Genomic DNA, 18,209 nt, shown 5'->3' with positions numbered 1-18,209 from the left:
CCGCGGTGACGTGCTCCATGGCCAGCGCGACATTCACGGATGGCTATGGGATCCGGACGCACTGAACTGACACAAACGGCTGGTACGCCACGAGCCGCTCTTGTCGCGGGCGCGATCCAGCGCCCAACATCAAGAAGCCCGCAACGCTTCGCGCACATGCCGCTTCGCCACCCCGCGCAGCATGGCGCCGAACACGAAGGTCGCCACCAGTGTAGCCAGCACGCAGGCCTGCCAGAAGCCGGCCACCGACGGCGCGTCGACGCGCCAGGGCGCATGGAAGCTCAGCCAGTAGCCGCCGGCCAGGCCGATGCCCCAGAAGCAGAAGGTATGCACCACCATCGGCAGCAAGGTGACCTTGTAGCCGCGTAGCGCGTGCGCGGCCAACGTCTGCAGGGCGTCGAAGGCCTGGTAGAGCAGCAGCCAGGCGATCAGCCCGAACGCCACCACCTGCACCGCCGGGTCGGCGCTCGAGAACGCCACCAGCGGCCCCTGCAACGCCCACAGCAGCACGCCGATCAGCAGCGCGAAGCCGAGCGCCAGCTTCATGCCCAGGCGCGCGGTGCGCTGCGCGCGCTGCCAGTCCTGGGCGCCGGCGGACTGGCCGACCAGCACCATGGTGGCGATCGACAGCGACAGCGGCAGCATGTAGATCATGCCGGTGAAGTTGGCGATGACGCGGTGGCCGGCCACGGTCTCGGTGCCGAGGCGGGCGGCGAGGATCGCGATCAGGGTGAAGGAGCTGATGTCGATGAAGGTGGACAGGCCCATCGGCAGGCCGAGGCGCAGCAGTTGCCCGAGCGGCTTGCGCTGCGGCCGCTGCCAGGCGTGGAACAGCCGGTAGGACCGGTAACCGGGGTTGAGGACCAGATAGGCGAGGCCGCAGGCGCAGGCGAGCCAGTTCACGATCGCGGTCGACAGTCCGCAGCCCATCCCGCCCAGCGGAGCAAGCCCGAAGGCGCCGTTGGTCAGCGCCCAGGCCAGCGGGATGTGGGCGGACATGACGATCGCGCTGATCGCCATCAGCACCCGCGGCCGGCCGACGGCGTTGTTGAAGGCGTAGAAGGTGCGATAGAGCAGCAGCGCCGGCAGGCCGAGCGCGGTGGCGGCGAGGTAGTCGCTGGCCTTGGCCGCGACCGCGGGCGGCACGCTGGCCAGCTCGAGCAGCCAGCCGGGGCTGAGCATCAGGGCCACACCCGGCACCGCGAGCAGCAGCGCGAGCCAGAAGCCCTGCTGCAGCGCCGGCGCGATCGCCGCCTGGCGGCGTGCGCCGACGTGGTGGGCGATGGTCGGCGCCACCGCCTGCAGCGTGCCGGTGAGCAGCATCACCACCGAGATGTAGTAGCTGCTGCCGATGGCGACCCCGGCGAGGTCCTCGGTGCCGTAGCGGCCGGCGATCACCGTGTCGGCGACCATCATCGTCATCGACAGCAGCTGGGCGATCAGGACCGGCCAGGCGTGGTGCAGCAGCTGGCCGACGATGGTGCGATTTTCGGATGTGATTTCCCGTACTCCTACATCAGCCACTGCGGCCGCAGCAGCATCACCAGCCCGAGCGCCAGCATCACCGCGCCCGACAGCAGCTTGAGCCTGCGCCCACCGCGTTCGTCCAGCCTGCCGCTGCCCAGCGCCAGCACCGCGGCCCCGACCATCAGCGCGTCGTCGGCAATGTAGGCGAGGATGTAGAGGCCGAGGTAGCCGTAGTGCGCGAGCGGCGACAACGCGTGCTGGGTCAGCACCGCCGTATAGATGGCAGGCAGCCCGGCGGTGCACAGCAGTTCGACGAAATTGACCACCACCGCGAGCACCGCCACCGCGGCCAGCGAGGCGGGCAGGGATTCGGCCTTCAGGATCGCCCGCGCCCGGGCATAGAGCCCGGGCTTGACCGAGTCCGGGATGGACAGCGACACCCCGCGACGGAAGGCGAAGAAATCCTTCACGTTGATGAAGCCGATCAGCATCGCCAGCGCCGCCAGACCGATGCGCAGCGCCTCGCTCATGCCGACGAAGAGGAACACGTTGAGCCACGCCGCCATGAAGGCGTAATACACCGCGCCGCTGGCGAGCACGAAGGTGCCCGCCACCATCGCCATGCGCCGCCGATCCTTGAGCCGCAGCAGCAGCGACAGCAGGAACAGCAGCACCCACATCGCGCACGGGTTGAAGCCGTCGAGCAGGCCGAGCGCGAGCGTGAACAGCGGCAGGCCGAGCTCGCTCGCCTTCAGGGTGCCGAACAGGCCGGATTCCACGCCGTCGGGCAGCGCCCGCGGCGCGGCCTCGTCGAGCAGGCGGACGAGCTCGGCGCCGACATGCTCGCCGTCGTCGAAGCCGACCAGCAGCCGCGACCCGAACACGAAGCTCGGCACCCCCGGCGGCCAGGCGCCGGCCGCGCGGCTGATCTCGATCAGCGCATCGCGCGCGGCGGGGTCGCGGTCCACCTCGCGATAGACGACCGCGAGACCAGGCCGCTGCGTGGACAGTTCGGCGAGGAAGCGCTTGGCGTCGGCGCAGTGCGGGCAGCCCTCGCGCACGAAGACTTCGAGTACGGGGCTTGTGGCGCCCGCATCGGCCCCGGCTTCTCGGCCCGGCACCGGTTCGGCCCGCGCCGCGGTGCCGAAGACGGCCGCCGACAACAGGCAGCACAGCAGCAGGACACGGCACAGGATCAGGAAACGCATGCTCGCCAACCCGGCCCAGCCGCTTCAGGGCTCACGACGTGTGCATAGGCGCCGCGGCGTGGATCCGTTGCGGCATCGCCTGCGCACGCCTTGCCTTCGATCCCGCTCGTGGCGATTTCTTCACCGCGGCTCAGCGCGCCGCGTCGCTTGCCGGCGCGCTTTCGGGACTGCGTTCCTCGACCGGAGCCGGCGCCTGCTCTGCGGTCGACTCGGCTTCGTCCGCCTTCGGACGCACGCTGTCGATCGCGCCCTTGCCGACTTCCTTCAGGCGCTGCGCGGCGTCGCGCGTCGCCTCGGCGATGCGCTGCGCGGCGTGCTCGGCCGCTTCCTTCGCGTCGCGCACGGTCTCGTCCTTGCCGGCCTCGGCCGCGGCTTCGACGCCTTCGCGCATCTTCTCTTCGGTCGTCTCGACCACCGCCTGCGCCGCGGCGGCGCCCGCTTCACCGAGCTTCTTCGCCGCCTCGCCCGCCTTCTGCGCGGCCTCGCGCGCAGCCTCGACCGCCTCCCGCCCTGCCGCCCTGGCGTCCTCGCGCGATTGTTCGGCCGCTTTCGGCGCCGGCTGCGCCGGGGGCTCGGGCGAACAGGCGGCGAGCAGGCTCAGGCCAAGGGCAGCAAGGAGGGGGCGGAATGCTTTCATGGGGTTCGGCACAGGCTTGGAGGAGAAGGATCAGGGCACGAGGTTACGGAATCGGACGCGAAAAACAATGAACGGATTCCACACTGCAACATCCGGAAAGCAAATGGGCCCTTGCGGGCCCATTCTTTCGATCTGCGAAACGCGCGCTTACTTGACGCGGTTCTTGTACTCGTCGGTGCGGGTGTCGATCTCGATCTTGTCGCCGATCTCGACGAAGGCCGGCACCGGCAGCTCGAAACCGGTGCTGATCTTGGCCGGCTTCATGACCTTGCCCGAGGTGTCGCCCTTGACGGCGGGCTCGGTGTAGACGACTTCGCGCACCACGCTGTTCGGCAGTTCGACCGAGATCGCCTTGCCGTTGTAGAACACCACCTCGCACTGCAGGCCGTCTTCCAGGTACTTGAGCGCGTCGGTCATGTTGTCCGCTTCGACCTCGTACTGCTCGTAGTCGGCGTCCATGAACACGTACATCGGGTCGGCGAAGTAGGAGTAGGTCACTTCCTTGTGGTCCAGGACCACGACCTCGAACTTGTCGTCGGCCTTGTACACCGCTTCCGACGGCGCGCCGGTGAGCAGGTTCTTGAACTTCATCTTCACGACCGCGGCGTTGCGGCCGGACTTGTTGTATTCGGCCTTCTGCACCACCAGCGGGTCGCTACCGACCATGATGACATTGCCCGAGCGGAGTTCCTGAGCGGTTTTCATGCTGTTTCCTGAATTGATCGACACGGCTCGTGGCCGCATGTCCTTGAAAAAATTAGCGCGCGATTCTACCCCGGGGCGCCCCTGATGTGGGAACAGAATTTTGTCAAGCGGCTCGCCAGGTCGGGTAGCCCGCCCTGGGTCTCGCACCAGCTGCGCGCATGGGTGGCGAGCGCCGGCAGGGCCGCGGCGAAGGCCGGCCAGGCCGCGGCCGGCGTCATTCCGCCGGGTGCGCAGCCGTTCCAGGCGCGCCAGAAATCCGCCAGTGCGGTGGCGGGCGCGGCGGGCAGTCGATCGATGTAGCGCGCCAGGAAGGCGTCGAGTTTCTCGTGATGCGCGGCGTCGGCCTGGGGATAGATCTGCCACACGAAGGGCCGCGCCGCCCACTGCGCGCGCACGAAGGAATCCTCGCCGCGCACGAAGTCGAGATCGCAGGCCCACAGCAGCTCGTCGTAGCCGGCCTGGTCGGTGAAGGGCAGCACCTGCACCGACAGCGCGCCGCGCCGGATGCGTGCGCCGACCTCGGGCAGGGCGCAATCGAGCGCGGCCGCGACATCGGGCAGCACGCGCGACACCGGCACCAGCACATGGATCGGGGGCGCCGACTGCGCCCAGGCGCGGAACAGCTCGCCCAGCGCCGGCTGCTCGTAGGCGAACAGGGACACGACCAGGCCTTCGTGCTCCGTCGCCGGCAGTCCGCGCGCCGCGCGCCATGCGGCGCGCCCCTGCGGCTCGGCGAGGAAGCGGTCGCGCCGCGCCAGCAGATCGGTCTCGCGCAGCAGGCCGCCGGTCTCCGCATCGAAACCGGGAAAGAAGAAATGCTTGACCAGGGGCAGGCGCGGATGCGGCGAGGCGAGGCCGTGGCAGCCCGCCACCCAGTCCTCGGCCGACAGGTACTCGAGGTTGATCCACACCGGCGCCACCGTCTGCGCCGCCATGGCCTCGAGCTGCGCCGGCGGCAGTTCGCAGGCGAAGGCCTCGATCACGATCTCGCCCGGTTCCGCGGGAACGAAGGCCGATGTCCAGTGGCGCAGCTCCACCCCATCCACCACGCCGCCCTGCGCCGGATCGATCCCGGCCGCCGCCGGGCACAGGCGTGCCAGCACCGCCCAGTCATCCACCCAGAGCCTGACCCCGGCATGCTCGCGCTGCGCCAGATCCCGTGCCAGGCGCCAGCACACGCCGATATCCCCAAAGTTATCCACAACCTGGCAGAAGATCTCCCACCGGGGGCGGGATCCGGGCACGGAATCCATCATCGACTGAACAATCCTGGGCAAAGCTGCGGGACAACATGTGAACAAGGGCGCTGAAGCGACCCCACCTCGAAACGATGGACAAAGCGCGCACAGGCCGCCAAGAGGCTTATCAACCTGTTCTTCCGTGGCCGGATGCAGCGTGAAACCTGCCCTTGGCGCACTTATCCACAGATTTTCGCGCACTGTTAACTTCTTTGTTATTTAAATCAATAGAAAAACAGAAGAACAAACCCGAACCCACGCGGGGGATCGGACAGGCCTTCCGCCTTGCGGTTAGAATCCCCTGCATACAACATGCCGGCATAAGCAGAACGGCAGAACCAGCGCGAACACTCATCCTGCAGTCCCGGCGCTGCAACCGAAGGGAGTCACACCGTGGCAAGACGACACGCCTTAGCCCTGCTCTTGAGCTTGAGCACAACGGTCGCCGGCGCGGCCGAACCCTCAGCCAATCCGGTCAGTCCCGAGGCTGCACAGGAGGAAGGCCTGCTGGACACGACGCGCACCCATGTCCGCGGCTTCTCGCTGTGGCTGGGGGAGACGGTGAACGACTGGTTCGGCGATCGACCCTTCGAGGACGGCGGCAAGGTCACGCATGGCCGGCTCGGCCTGCGCAACCTGTGGCGGCAGGACGAAGGCTGGGACACCAGCGTCCGCTTCCGTGCGCGCTTCGATCTGCCCAACCTGCGCGACAAGGCCTATTTCTTCCTCGGCCGCCAGAACGAACGCGAGTTGCTGACCGACCAGGCCGAGGCCTTCACCCGCGAGCAGCTGCTGCTGGAAGAGAACCGGCGCGAAGACCAGACCGGCTTCGCCGGCCTCGGTGTGGCGCTGCGCAAGAACATCGACTTCCGCATCGGCGTGCGCGGCGGCCTGAAGTTCTACACCCAGGCGCGCTACCGCAAGCAGTGGGAGCTGAGCGCGCAGGACCGCATCGAATTCCGCGAGACGATCTTCTGGAACACCAAGGACAAGTTCGGCTCGACCACCGCGTTCGATTACGCCCATGCGTTCACGCCGACGCTGGCGCTGCAGTGGCAGAACTCGACCACGATCTCGGAGAAGACCGACGACTTCGCCTGGGGCAGCAGCCTGGGCCTGTTCAAGCGCTACGGCGACGACCGCGTGCTGTCGGGCGAGATGGTGGTGACCGGCGAGACCGGTGCGGAGGAAAACGTCGACGAGTACGGCGTGCGCCTGAAATGGACGCAGCCGGTCTATCGCGACTGGCTGATCGGTGAATTCATCGTCGGCCACTACTGGCCGCAGCGCGAGGATCGCGAGCGCGAGCGTTCGTGGGCGATGGGCGTGAATCTGGAGATGCGCTTCTGATCCGGCAGCGCAGCTGACCTGCCCCGTGGGAGCGGCGGCAGCCGCGATCGCAGCGCCTGGATGGATCGGAGCACTTTCTACGGGAGCGGCGATTTCGCGGCTGCCGCCGCTCCCACAGTGAGATGAACAGGATCTCGAGGGCGACCGCGCCTCAGGCGAAGTCGGCCAGGTGCGCGAGATCCTCGGCTTCGAGCCAGCGCCACTGCCCGGGCGCGAGTTCGACCGGCAGGTCCAGGCCGCCCACGCGGCTGCGGTGCAGGGCTTCGACGCGATTGCCGGCAGCGCCGATCATGCGCTTGACCTGGTGGTACTTGCCTTCGCAGATCGTCAGCCGCAAGGTGGTCGGGCTGGTGAGCTCGCAGGCCGCGGCCGCGATCGGCGCCGGTTCGTCGTGCAGCTCGACGCCGGCCACCAGCTTGTCGGCGAAATCCTGCTCGACCGCGTGCTTCAGCGTGACCTCGTAGATCTTGGGCGTGCGCTTCTTGCCCGAACTCCACTGGTGGATGAACTGGCCGTCGTCCGACAGCAGCAGCAGGCCGGTAGTGTCCTGGTCGAGCCGGCCCACGCACTGTACGCCGCGGTTCAGCAGCTGCGGCGGCAGCAGGGTGAAGACCGAAGGATGGAAGGTCGGCTTCTGCGAGCACTCGTAGCCGGCGGGCTTGTGCAGCACGACGTAGGCCTGGGCGCGGAAACGCCAGGGCTCGCCATCGACGCTGAATCCGATCCCCGGCGAACCATCGCGGCTGCCGGGGTCGAATTCTGCATTGGGGTCGTCGCAGGGCTCGCCGGCGATGCTGACGTAGCCGGCACGGATGAGGGCGCGGCATTCCTTGCGGCTGCCGAAACCCTGGGCATGGAGGAGGCGTTCGAGTTGCATGGGGCGCATGTTATCCCGGCCCGCGGTACGAGCGGGTAAACTGCCGCCCTGCCCGTTCAGGAGAAAGCCTTGAAATTCGAACACCTGATCGAGGTCAATGATCTCGCCAATCCGCTGCTGACGCAGCTCACCCGCGAAGAACTGTGGTTCGGCCTGCTGTGCCGTGCCGAGGACGCCCGCGCCTTCCTGCCCGGCCTGGAGGCCTGCCGCATCGTCGAGCGCGGCGAGCACCGCCTGGTGCGCGACCTCGACTTCGGCAGCGCGGTCATCCGCGACTGCGTCACCTTCGACCCACTGCGCTGGATCCGCTTCGAATCCGAGGCCAACGACCAGCATGCCGGCGGCAGCCTGACGATCACCATCGAAGAACCCGATCCGGGCGCCTTCTTCCTGCGCTTCGCCTACCACACCTCGCTGCCCGAGGGCGGCGAGGACGCCCGCTACGCGGAATTCGTGCGCTCGGCCTATCACCAGTCCGACGTCGATACCGTGCGCGTGATCCGCATGATCGCCGAGTCGGGCGGACTCGCGCAGTAGGCCCCGAGCGCCTTCCCTCTTCAATCTCACCAACAGGAAACACCCCCGACATGTGGTTCAAGAATCTGCAGATCTACCGCCTGCCCGCCAACTGGGACATGACGGCCGAGCGCCTCGAGGAACAGCTCGCGAAGAAGCCCTTCCACCCCTGCGGCAGCCAGGACATGGAGAGCCGCGGCTGGCTGTCCCCGCTGGGCAATGAAGTGCTGGTGCATGCGGTGGGCGGCCAGTGGCTGGTCTGCCTGGGCTTCGAGCATCGCCTGCTGCCCTCAGCGGTGGTCAAGCAGGAGGCCGACGAGCGCGCCGAGGAGATGGCCGAGCAGCAGGGCTACAAGCTCGGCCGCAAGCAGCTCAAGGACCTGCGCGAGCAGGTGACGCAGGAGCTGCTGCCGCGCGCCTTCACCCGCCGCCGCCGCATGTTCGCGTGGATCGACCCGGTCAGTGGCTGGCTGGTGGTCGATGCCGCCAGCCAGAGCAAGGCCGAGGACATGCTCGAGCAGCTGCGCCACACCCTCGACAGCTTCCCCCTGACCCTGCTGCGCACCGAGCGCTCGCCGATGTCGGCGATGGCCGACTGGCTGGCCGGCGGCGAGGCCCCGGACGGCTTCACCATCGACCAGGACTGCGAGCTGCGCTCGGTGGCCGAGGACAAGGCCGCGGTGCGCTATGCCCGTCATCCGCTCGAAGGGGACGACGTCAAGGGTCACCTGGAGGCAGGCAAGCTGCCGACCCGCCTGGCGCTGACCTTCGACGACCGCATCAGCTTCGTGCTCACCGAGAAGCTCGAGATCAAGCGTCTCGACTTCCTCGACATCGTGCGCGACCAGGTGGGCGAAGCCGACAAGGACGACGCCGAGGCGCTGTTCAACGCCGAGTTCGCGCTCATGACCGGCGAGCTCGCCCATCTGCTGCCGGCGGTGGTGGCCGCGCTGGGGGGCGAACTGAGCGCGGAGGCGGTCGTCCCCGCGGGCATCACTGGCGAACTGCCGCGTCTGCAGTCCGACAAGCCGGCAACGGTCGCCGCCGACGATCCGCCGTTCTGAGTCAGCCCTTTTCCAGTGGGAGCGGCGGCAGCCGCGATCTGCTTCACCAGCTGATCACCTTCATCGAAGGCAAAGGATTCGCGGCTGCCGCCGCTCCCACAGTGCTCCGGAGCTTGGCGCTTTTGGTGTACACAGGTTTTTTAAAGATTTAAAAGATCATAAAGATAATGCACCGCCGGTTTCTGTGGATAAGCACTTTAAGGCCATTAAAAACAGTGCCTTGTGCACCTCAAAACCCGGTGCACGAACCCCTCCTTAGGCGCAGGATGCTTTGTTGATGAAAATTCTCGCTGCGCCGTCGGAAGGACTTATCCACAATCCGCTGCCTGCTCCAGTCACAGCTTTCCCACCGCTTCATCGGGGGCACGCGCTGGCCGCATCAGCAGCTGCAATCCACCTCGTCGTCGAGCTGCGCTAAAGTCTGGCCATGGACAACGCGATGATCCTCGAATGGTGGCACTGGGAGATCGCCGGCCTCGCGCTGGTGCTGCTGGAGCTCGCGGTCCCCGCCTTCTTCGTGATCTGGTTCGGCTTCGGTGCGATGCTGGTCGGCCTGGCCCTGCTGGTGGCGCCGGGGATGGCGCTGAGTGCGCAGATCGGGCTGTGGGTGCTGGCCTCGGTGGCGATGGTCGTGCTGTGGTTCCGGGTGTTCAAGCGCTCGCAGCACAAGACCCTGGTCGGCACCGCGGCCGGCGAGGTGATCGGCGAGATCGGCCTGCTGGTGAGCGCGGTGGCGCCCTTCGAGCGCGGCAAGGTGCGCTTCCAGCGCCCGGTGCTGGGGGCGGAGGAATGGGCCTGCGTGGCCGAAGCCGCGATCGCCGCCGGCGAGCGGGTGCGGGTGGTCAGTGTCGAGGGCAGTTACGTGAAGGTGGCGAAAGCCTGATCAACAAGGGAAAGACAACGTGTTCGCATCCGAAGGCCTGGCCATCGCAATCGCCGTACTGATCTTCGTCGTCGTCACCATCGCCAAGGGCGTGCGCCTGGTCGCGCAGGGCGAGGAATGGGTGGTCGAGCGCCTCGGCAAGTACCACGCCACGCTGCGCCCGGGCCTCAACATCCTGATCCCGTATCTGGACAAGGTCGCCTACAAGCTGGTGACCAAGGACATCATCCTCGACGTCCAGGAGCAGGAGGTCATCACCCGCGACAACGCGGTGATCCTGACCAACGCGATCGCCTTCGTGAAGGTCACCGACCCGGTCAAGGCGGTGTATGGGGTGACCGACTTCTCCGAGGCCATCCGCAACCTGATCATGACGACATTGCGCTCGATCGTCGGCGAAATGGAGCTCGACGAGGCATTGTCCTCGCGCGACAAGATCAAGGCCCGGCTGCGCGAGAGCATCGCCGACGAGGCGGTGGACTGGGGGCTGACGGTGAAGTCGGTCGAGATCCAGGACATCAAGCCGTCCGAATCCATGCAGCGCGCGATGGAGCTGCAGGCCGCCGCCGAGCGCGAGCGCAAGGCCGCGGTGACCAAGGCCGAGGGCGCCAAGCAGGCCGCGATCCTCGAGGCGGAGGCGCGGCTGGAATCCGCCAAGCGCGACGCCAACGCCCAGGTCATGCTCGCCGAGGCCTCGGCCGAATCCATCCGCCGCGTGAGCGCCGGCATCGGCGACCAGACCGGGCCGATGATGTACCTGCTCGGCGAGAAGTACATCGCCGCGCTCGAGAAGCTCGGCGAGTCCGGCAGCGCCAAGCTGGTGGTGATGCCCGCCGACCTGCAGGAAACCCTGCGCGGCCTGGTCGGCCGGCTCGGTGCGCGCGGCTGAAACCCGCTGATCCATACCCGAAAAAGGAAGACAACGATGCTGAAGCCCTCCACGACCGTCCGCGCCCTGCTCGCGGCCCTCGCCCTCGGTGCCGCGTCCGGCGGCGCGCTCGCGCAGAACTTCATGAAGGACAAGGCCGAGGTCGAGAAGCTGCTCACCGGCGCCACCTTCATCGGCGTGTATCTGCGCACCGAATCGGCCTACACGCTCAAGTTCGGCACCGACGGCACGCTCACCGACACCACCGGCGCCAAGGCGCGCTGGTGGGTGGACGACCAGGCGCGCTACTGCCGCGAATGGCTGGACGGCAAGCTCAAGGGCAACACCGGCTGCATGAACCTCGAGCTCGAGGACGGCCAGGTCGCGCTGTACTCCGAGGGCAAGAAGGTGGTGGAAGGCATCGTCACCGGCAACTGAGGTGCGCGATGACGCGCGCGCCGGGGTGAAGCCATGCGGCTGCTGATCATCTACTCCACCATCGACGGCCACACGCTGGAGATCTGCGAACGCATCGCGGAGATCGCGCGTGCGGCCGGGCACGCGGTCGAGCTGGCCGACGTCGAGTCGACCACCGCCGCGCAGCTCGAGGCCTGCGACCGCGTCGTCATCGGGGCCAGCATCCGCTACGGCCACCACCGCCCGGCGGTGAAGGCCTTCATCGACCGCCACCAGGCGGCGCTCGAGGCGCGGCCCAACGCCTTCTTCTCGGTCAATGCGGTCGGCCGCAAGCCGCACAAGCGCCAGGCGGACACCAACCCCTACCTGCGCAAGTTCCTCGGCCAGATCCGCTGGCGGCCGCAGCAGGTCGCGGTCTTCGGCGGCAAGATCGAATACCCGCGCTACGGCTTTCTCGACCGCAACATGATCCGCCTGATCATGTGGATCACCGGCGGCCCCACCGACCCGCGCTCGGTCACCGATTTCACCGACTGGACGCAGGTCGAGGCCTTCGCGCGGCGCTTGATCGCCTGAATCGTGATGGAAAAGGCGCGTGCCGTGGAGCAGGCCATGCGCTGGGCGCTGTGGCGGCTCGACGACAACGGTAACCGCTTCGTGGTCGCCGTGTTCGCGAACCGCGACGAGGCCGAGGCGACCGCGCGCGCCTTCGAGGCGCATGGGCACAAGCAGACTTACTGGGTGGAGAAGACGGAGGGCGAGAGGCCGCACCCATAGGTAAGTCGGGCGCCACTGATTGACCGCCTTCTCGCTTGCGGGCGTTCAATTCTTTCCCGCCGCAGCCCTGTACAGCGAAGCCCCCACCATTGCGAAACCCAGCATGAGAAATGCAAACGGCGTTCCGTGATAGAAAACGCCATCGACCAGCGACAGGATCAACAAGGCTGTGACGAGTGCCATGCCAAGCGGCAAGGCAGAGTCGGTTGACTGGGGCGACGCCGTTTTCCAGTAGAGCAGGCCGCCCTTGATGGCAATCCAGCCGAGCAGACCAAGTATCAGGAGGGTTCCGACTGCACCCCATTCGAGCATGAGTTGGAACAAGCCATTATGAGCCTGAATGATGGATCTCGTCGGCCATGCGAACTGGAAGGCTTCGCCGCCCCAGCCAAACCAGGGCCGTTCGGCAATAAACGGAAGTAGGTATGTCCAGATCGTCAGTCGGCTTGAGCTCAACTGGTCAATAGATGTGGCTGCGACTGATCGTCTGATCGCGGATAGCCAGCCGAGACCATTCTGGTCCACATCGAATACTGCCGATAGGGTGAAAGCCATTACCGATCCTACGGCTAGTAGTGCCCATCCTCGCGCCGTGTGTGCAAGCGGGAACCGCAACGCCAGCAAGGTGATGCCGCCGCAGGCAGCAAGGGCAGCGCCCCGACTACCACTCCATAGCAGCATCGAAAGCGCGAGAACAAAAATGACCCAAGCCAGGGAGCGTCGGACCTCACGATAGTTGAGCACTCCCCAGCTCGCTATTACGGTACCGACCATCAGGAATGTTCCTACATGGCGGATATGGTTGAACATCGGTGGATGTGCAAACCATTGGTGAGAATAGGGATCCGCCAGATAATTCCAGTATCCGAGTATGACAATAAAGTAAATTAATACCGACAACATCTGCGCAGTGACTACCCAGTGCACTACCGAGGGACGTCGGATGAACCAGTGGAATACCGCCAAGGCGAAGCCCATATGCGCGACAATGTTCACTGCGCGCGGCCAGTCCGCGATGCCGGCTGAATCCAAAGTGGCGAAAACATTCGAGCTCGCAATGCTCAAGAAGATCAAGAGCATGATCGGATTGAGTTTCTGCGTTTCGTTGAGCGATGGCCTCAAGCAGAGGATCGATCCCATTAGAAAGGCAATCTGTAATAGGGCGATATTCCAGTTGTTCTGCGGACTTGACGAAATATTCATCAGACCGATCACAAGAACAATAGCTACCACCGGCCACGCGTTACGCATCTTTTTCATCAGGTTCATTCCTTCTGAAAGGGTGAGAATTCATCGGTCCTGAAGCTCACCCAAGGCACACGACTGTCGACGAACATCCGTTTCTTCTCGTCCATCGGCATGATGATCGGCGAATGATCGCCGACGACGATCACCTCCACTCCGGCCATCGTTTTCGACTTCAACAGATGTGCGAGCCCGGTGAAGAACTGCGCCTGCAGCTTTAGATTCCTGCACGATTCGGTGCCGTCTGGGATCGCGAAGGCCTTGCAGTCGAACGCATCGACATGGATGTCACGTGGATCGTAAGGCGGGTGACTGTTGAGCGTCAGCCAGTAGAAGAAGCGCTTGCCTGGTTCGGCAAAGAAGGCCTCCACATTTGGCCGCAGATCCAGATCGCAACTTCCCGGAAAGGAATGGCAGCGGCGTGGCCGAATCTCGTCCTCGAAAAAGCTCATCCGCTGGAAGCCGGCACGGGGGTACCAGTGGCGACGGTCGTACATCACGCTGGTCGCCCCATGCAATGCGGCGGTCGAATAGCCCAGGGCTTGCAGGCGCTGGGGCAAGCATGCCTCGAATCCCGACTCGACTTTCGCCAGGTTGTAGTGTTCGGGACGCAACCGGCAGAGCTCGCGTAGTTCGCCACCCAGGGTGAAGCCCGTGTAGGACAGGCTCCCGCTGCGCATACCCTCGCCGGCGACCGAGCGCAGCGGCTGCAACAGGGCGTGCTGGATGGCCTCATCGACCGGTTCGCCCCAGGATTCGTTGATGATCAGCAACAGGCGTTCCTTGCCCATGCCCTGTTCCACTGCATCGAACCAGGCGGCGGTGGCGCCGGCGGTGGTCGGCAAAAGAGGCTCGCCTTCCGCATGGAAGAGGTCGAGGAAGGCGTCGGCACGGCCCTCCAGAAAACTCACCGTCTGGCTGCCCACGAGCGCGCCGCCTGCCGTGCGGTAGAAGCGCTCGTGCCCTGACGGGGCGCCGCTGTTGGCATGAATCGCATAGACGAGGATCGCGCCGTTGAAGATGAGCAGCGAAGCCATTCGCGACAGCCGCTGCCCCAGGCCAACGAGCAGGCCGAGCTTCGCGAGCACGAGCAGTGCGAGCGCAAGCAGCAGCGCGAAATGCAAGCCCGAGGCGGAGGTCGCGAAGCGCAGCAGATAGATGATGTCCTCAAGACGGACGAAGGGCAGCACCTGTCCAACCAGCGTCAGCACATCCATCAGCAGGAACACCAGGGCCGCCAGCGCTCCGATCCAGGCCCGGCCGAAGGTGAGCATGACCAACACGAACGCATAGTCTGCATTCACCCACGCCCGCCCGATGTCCAACCATGCCGCGGCGGCGAAGAACACCAGGTTAGGCAACACGAGAGCGAGGATCGCGATCGGGATGGGGTGCACAGTCATCATGAAGTGAAGCTGGATAGCGGGCGATCTGCTGCAGCTTCGTCAGTTGACGGGGTCAATGAAGCACCGTTGGGGGGCTTGGATCGAGTTGCGATGACTCGCGGTCTAGAAATCGGGGTACGAGACATAATGGGAAATTCGATTTTCCTTCGATTTCGCGCCCTTCAAATGGAAAGCCCGCCGGGTGGGAACGCGCGGCGGGCTTTTGAGGCGAAACTCAGGCTGGGCGGGAAATTTGCGTCTGTCTCTTACGTCCCACTCCTCAGGAAACCTTAACTCGTTGCGGCACGGCATTCCGCAGGGACATATTTCGCCTGATTGGCGAGATCATCGACCGTACAGCGCCAAACGACACCGGCGTCGCCAGGTGTTGGAGCCAAGGTGAGATTCACGGGAGCTTTAGCGCCAGCATCAACCGAAATCGTCAGAATGCCGCCATCTTCACACGCTAGTGTTGATCTACCGTTTTCTCCGACGCTTACGCCGAGGCAAAAATCTGTCACGTCCGATGCAATATTCTCCCCAACGGTTACTTTCGCTGCCGAAGCTTGAACCAAGCCCTCACTAACACGTGCCCGAATCGTGTAATCCTGATACGCTGGCAGCGCCACCGCGGCGAGAATGCCAATAATCGCCACGACGATCATCAGTTCGATCAGCGTGAAGCCCTGTTGCATCTTTTTCATGACCATCCCCTTCAGGAAGTTTGAGATCGTGTCCGGCGCAGGTCGGCGTTGCTGACTTGCGCCTTCCGCTTCTCCTTACGCAACCGCCATGCCAGGGGTTTTTGCGTGACCTGCTTCACGAGTGCGTCCCGGGGGGTGTGACAAACGGCGCGCGGGGCCGGGCCATGACGTCGGGTTGTCACGATCTTCCCTGTGCCACACAGGCGATTGGCACACCTGCCCCGCACGCTGCCCGCGACTCCAGCCCGGCGCTAAACTAGCGGCTTTCCCGCACAACGGACGCCGCGATGGCCTACATCACCCTGAATACCGCCGTGTCGATCACCGGGCTGAGCAAGCGCACGCTGTGGCGGCGGATTGCCGACGGGCAGCTGCGCGTACTCGACGCGGCCACGGGGGGGGGGGAACACACCCGCGTGTTGCTGGACGACGTCGTCGCCCTGTCGCCGCTGCGGCTGGAGGCGGATGACCGGGTGTTGATCGCGGAGGCCGATGCCGGCAGTGCCGAGGCGCAGTGCGATCTGGCGCTGCTGTTGCTGACGCGGAACCTGCCGGTGGAGGCGGTGCGCTGGCTCGCGCTGGCGGCGAAGCAGAACTACCCGGAGGCGATGCACCAGCTCGGCCGCTGCTACATCGGCGGGCGTGGCGTGGCGGTGAACGAGGCGCTGGGCGTGGAGTGGATTTCGCGCGCGGCGGCGCTGGGCCACAGCACCGCGCGGCCGCTGGCGCGCTACCTGATGGACCCGGCGCGCCCGACGCTGGACGCGTCTGCGCTCGAGGCGCGGCTCGACGCCATCGAGCGCGAGCAGGTGCTGGCGGTGCTGCGGGAGACGGCGGAGGTGGGGGGGAACCCCGCATCGAACAAGGACTGAAAATACGGCATCGAATCGCCGTCCTTCGCCGGACCAGCAGCGCACCGATTTGCGCCCACTCCAGCGCGAGGCAGCCCTCGTGCGGCGAATGACTCGCGCATGCGGAGATCGAGGCTCATGATCTCCGCATGAAAACCGGTGATTACAGGTACATCTGACAGGCGGGCGACTGGCCGGACTGGCCGTTCGACCTCACTGCGCCAGCCAGTTCTCCACGACCGGTGAGAGCATGATCGAGGACGCCGACAAGGACTCGAGGCGGGCGCGTACTGCAGGGTGAGCCTTCAGTGCAGCGATGAAGATGTTGGTATCGAGCAGATGGCTCATGCCGGCTCAATCCCAGCCCGCGAGCGCCCGCTCAGCCCAGCACTTCCCCATGCTCGCGCGTGGCGTGGAAGGTGACCTTGGGCCACTTCTCGGCGGTCACCTCCAGGTTGTAGCGGCTGGTCGCCAGATACACCGGGTTGCCGTCGATGTCCTTGCCCAGGCGCAGCGCCTGCTCGCGCTCGAAGTTGCGGCGGGTGACGTCGTCAGGGAAGGTGAGCCAGCGCGCGGTGTGGATGTCGGCGGGCTCGAAGATGGCATCGACCTTGTACTCGTCCTTCAGGCGCTGGGCGACGATTTCGAACTGCAGCACGCCGACCGCGCCGAGCAGCATCTGGCCGCCTTCGAGCTCGAAGACCTGGATGGCGCCTTCTTCGCCCAATTCCTGCAAACCCTTCTGCAACTGCTTCGACTTGAGCGGATCGCGCAGGCGCGCGGCGCGGAACATTTCGGGCGAGAAGTAGGGGATGCCCTTGAAGCCGAGGTTCTCGCCTTCGGTCAGGGTGTCGCCGATCTGCAGCTGGCCGTGGTTGTGGATGCCGACGATGTCGCCGGCGACGCCGTCGTCCATGATCACGCGCTCGTTGGCCATGAAGGTGAGCACGTTGGCCAGCTTCATGTCGCGCCCGGCGCGCACGTGGCGCACCTTCATGCCGGCGCTGTAGCGCCCCGAGCAGATGCGGAAGAAGGCGATGCGGTCGCGGTGCTTCGGGTCCATGTTGGCCTGGATCTTGAACACGAAGCCGGTGAAGGCGGGTTCGGCCGGCTGCACCATGCGCGCGCCGGCGTCGCGGGCCTGCGGCGGCGGCGCCCAGTCGATCAGCGCCTGCAGGATCTCCTGCACGCCGAAGTTGTTGATGCCCGAGCCGAAGAACACCGGGCTCTGCTTGCCGGCGAGGAAGTCGTCGAGGTCGAAGGGCGGCGAGGCGCCGTCGATCAGGTCGACGTCCTCGCGCAGCTGGCCGACCTCCATCGGGAAGCGCTTGTCGAGCTCCGGATTGTCCAGGCCCTTGATGATCTCGCCGTCGCTGCGCCGCTCCTGGCCCGGAGTGAAGGTCAGCACCTGTTGCTGCAGCAGGTGATACACGCCGCGGAAGGCCTTGCCCATGCCCAGCGGCCAGGTCACCGGCGCGCAGGTGATCTTGAGCACGTCCTCGATCTCGGCGAGCAGCTCGAAGGGCTCGCGCACCTCGCGGTCCATCTTGTTCACGAAGGTGATGATCGGCGTGTTGCGCAGGCGGCAGACCTCGAGCAGCTTGATCGTCTGCGCCTCGACGCCCTTGGCGGCGTCGATCACCATCACCGCGGCGTCGACCGCGGTGAGCACGCGGTAGGTGTCCTCGGAGAAGTCCTCGTGGCCCGGGGTGTCGAGCAGGTTCACGGTGTGCCCCTGGTACTCGAACTGCATCACCGAGCTCGACACCGAGATGCCGCGCTGCTTTTCCACCTCCATCCAGTCCGAGGTGGCGTGGCGCGCGGATTTGCGCGCCTTCACCGTGCCGGCGAGCTGGATCGCGCCGCCGAACAGCAGCAGCTTCTCGGTCAGCGTGGTCTTGCCCGCGTCGGGGTGGGCGATGATGGCGAAGGTGCGGCGCTTTTCGACGTCGCGCAGGAGTTCGGGCGGGAAGGGTGTGGAGGACAAGGGAGGACGACCAGTTGGGTGAACAGGGAG

General features: G+C 65.8%; 20 protein-coding genes. 9 read left to right on the top strand and 11 right to left on the bottom strand.

What is annotated here, in order from left to right; genetic code table 11:
* Nucleotides 1–129: 129 nt before the first annotated feature.
* From CKCBHOJB_RS00360 to earP, 5 genes are all read right to left on the bottom strand, one after another.
* Nucleotides 130–1,524 carry an MATE family efflux transporter gene (locus CKCBHOJB_RS00360; RefSeq protein WP_281050103.1) on the bottom strand — a complete coding sequence of 465 codons (1,395 nt, stop codon included), beginning with the start codon at nt 1,522–1,524 and terminating at the stop codon, nt 130–132.
* Complete coding sequence (locus tag CKCBHOJB_RS00355) at nt 1,512–2,675, bottom strand: glutaredoxin family protein (RefSeq protein ID WP_281050102.1); 1,164 nt, start codon at nt 2,673–2,675, stop codon at nt 1,512–1,514. Before CKCBHOJB_RS00355 ends, CKCBHOJB_RS00360 begins: the two co-directional genes overlap by 13 nt.
* Before the next feature lie 130 nt (nt 2,676–2,805).
* Nucleotides 2,806–3,312, bottom strand: coding sequence for a hypothetical protein (locus CKCBHOJB_RS00350; RefSeq protein WP_281050101.1), 507 nt, complete (start codon nt 3,310–3,312; stop codon nt 2,806–2,808).
* Between the two features lie 147 nt (nt 3,313–3,459).
* Complete coding sequence (gene efp / locus CKCBHOJB_RS00345) at nt 3,460–4,017, bottom strand: elongation factor P (protein ID WP_281050100.1); 558 nt, start codon at nt 4,015–4,017, stop codon at nt 3,460–3,462.
* A 65-nt stretch (nt 4,018–4,082) separates the two neighbouring features.
* Complete coding sequence (gene earP, locus CKCBHOJB_RS00340; protein ID WP_348634853.1) at nt 4,083–5,195, bottom strand: elongation factor P maturation arginine rhamnosyltransferase EarP; 1,113 nt, start codon at nt 5,193–5,195, stop codon at nt 4,083–4,085.
* A 489-nt stretch (nt 5,196–5,684) separates the two neighbouring features.
* On the opposite strand from earP, the gene CKCBHOJB_RS00335 reads away from it, so the two are divergent.
* Nucleotides 5,685–6,605, top strand: coding sequence for a hypothetical protein (locus CKCBHOJB_RS00335; protein ID WP_281050098.1), 921 nt, complete (start codon nt 5,685–5,687; stop codon nt 6,603–6,605).
* 151 nt (nt 6,606–6,756) lie between these two features.
* Here CKCBHOJB_RS00335 and CKCBHOJB_RS00330 read toward each other — a convergent pair whose 3' ends face one another.
* Entirely contained in the window at nt 6,757–7,491 is a 735-nt protein-coding gene (locus CKCBHOJB_RS00330; protein ID WP_281050097.1) for a 16S rRNA pseudouridine(516) synthase, read from the bottom strand.
* 60 nt (nt 7,492–7,551) lie between these two features.
* Here CKCBHOJB_RS00330 and CKCBHOJB_RS00325 point away from each other — a divergent pair, with 60 nt between their 5' ends.
* The 7 genes from CKCBHOJB_RS00325 (at nt 7,552) to CKCBHOJB_RS00295 (ending at nt 12,007) form a co-directional block, all read left to right on the top strand.
* A complete protein-coding gene (locus CKCBHOJB_RS00325; RefSeq protein ID WP_281050096.1) occupies nt 7,552–8,019 on the top strand; it encodes an SRPBCC family protein in 468 nt (155 codons plus the stop codon).
* A gap of 50 nt (nt 8,020–8,069) precedes the next feature.
* Nucleotides 8,070–9,062, top strand: a complete 993-nt coding sequence (locus tag CKCBHOJB_RS00320; RefSeq protein ID WP_281050095.1) for a recombination-associated protein RdgC — start codon at nt 8,070–8,072, stop codon at nt 9,060–9,062.
* A 427-nt stretch (nt 9,063–9,489) separates the two neighbouring features.
* Nucleotides 9,490–9,945, top strand: coding sequence for an NfeD family protein (locus CKCBHOJB_RS00315; RefSeq protein WP_281050094.1), 456 nt, complete (start codon nt 9,490–9,492; stop codon nt 9,943–9,945).
* A gap of 19 nt (nt 9,946–9,964) precedes the next feature.
* Nucleotides 9,965–10,834, top strand: a complete 870-nt coding sequence (locus CKCBHOJB_RS00310) for an SPFH domain-containing protein (protein WP_281050093.1) — start codon at nt 9,965–9,967, stop codon at nt 10,832–10,834.
* Nucleotides 10,835–10,870: 36 nt separating this feature from the next.
* Nucleotides 10,871–11,251 (top strand): hypothetical protein, encoded by a 381-nt coding sequence (locus tag CKCBHOJB_RS00305; RefSeq protein ID WP_281050092.1) that lies wholly within the window; start codon nt 10,871–10,873, stop codon nt 11,249–11,251.
* Nucleotides 11,252–11,284: 33 nt separating this feature from the next.
* A complete protein-coding gene (gene hemG / locus CKCBHOJB_RS00300; protein ID WP_281050091.1) occupies nt 11,285–11,806 on the top strand; it encodes a menaquinone-dependent protoporphyrinogen IX dehydrogenase in 522 nt (173 codons plus the stop codon).
* A 6-nt stretch (nt 11,807–11,812) separates the two neighbouring features.
* Entirely contained in the window at nt 11,813–12,007 is a 195-nt protein-coding gene (locus tag CKCBHOJB_RS00295; RefSeq protein ID WP_281050090.1) for a hypothetical protein, read from the top strand.
* 45 nt (nt 12,008–12,052) lie between these two features.
* On the opposite strand, the gene CKCBHOJB_RS00290 is transcribed toward CKCBHOJB_RS00295, so the two are convergent.
* The 3 genes from CKCBHOJB_RS00290 to CKCBHOJB_RS00280 all read right to left on the bottom strand — a co-directional run bounded on the left by CKCBHOJB_RS00290 (nt 12,053) and on the right by CKCBHOJB_RS00280 (nt 15,341).
* The gene (locus tag CKCBHOJB_RS00290) at nt 12,053–13,267 is read right to left on the bottom strand and encodes an O-antigen ligase family protein (RefSeq protein WP_281050089.1); all 1,215 of its coding nucleotides are present in this window, start codon (nt 13,265–13,267) and stop codon (nt 12,053–12,055) included.
* A 5-nt stretch (nt 13,268–13,272) separates the two neighbouring features.
* The gene (locus CKCBHOJB_RS00285) at nt 13,273–14,658 is read right to left on the bottom strand and encodes a sulfatase-like hydrolase/transferase (protein ID WP_281050088.1); all 1,386 of its coding nucleotides are present in this window, start codon (nt 14,656–14,658) and stop codon (nt 13,273–13,275) included.
* A 269-nt stretch (nt 14,659–14,927) separates the two neighbouring features.
* The gene (locus tag CKCBHOJB_RS00280) at nt 14,928–15,341 is read right to left on the bottom strand and encodes a pilin (protein ID WP_281050087.1); all 414 of its coding nucleotides are present in this window, start codon (nt 15,339–15,341) and stop codon (nt 14,928–14,930) included.
* Nucleotides 15,342–15,628: 287 nt separating this feature from the next.
* Between CKCBHOJB_RS00280 and CKCBHOJB_RS00275 the strand changes: the two genes are divergently transcribed.
* Nucleotides 15,629–16,213 (top strand): hypothetical protein, encoded by a 585-nt coding sequence (locus tag CKCBHOJB_RS00275; RefSeq protein WP_281050086.1) that lies wholly within the window; start codon nt 15,629–15,631, stop codon nt 16,211–16,213.
* Between the two features lie 192 nt (nt 16,214–16,405).
* Here the strand turns inward: CKCBHOJB_RS00275 and CKCBHOJB_RS00270 are convergent, their stop codons facing one another.
* Nucleotides 16,406–16,540, bottom strand: coding sequence for a hypothetical protein (locus CKCBHOJB_RS00270; protein ID WP_281050085.1), 135 nt, complete (start codon nt 16,538–16,540; stop codon nt 16,406–16,408).
* Nucleotides 16,541–16,571: 31 nt separating this feature from the next.
* Nucleotides 16,572–18,179, bottom strand: a complete 1,608-nt coding sequence (locus tag CKCBHOJB_RS00265) for a peptide chain release factor 3 (RefSeq protein WP_281050084.1) — start codon at nt 18,177–18,179, stop codon at nt 16,572–16,574.
* Nucleotides 18,180–18,209 lie beyond the last annotated feature (30 nt).

This window comes from Thauera sp. GDN1 (assembly GCF_029223545.1).
In the GTDB taxonomy this organism is placed as follows: domain Bacteria; phylum Pseudomonadota; class Gammaproteobacteria; order Burkholderiales; family Rhodocyclaceae; genus Thauera.
Note: the sequence above shows the minus strand (reverse complement) of the source record. Positions and strands in the feature narration are given on the sequence as shown.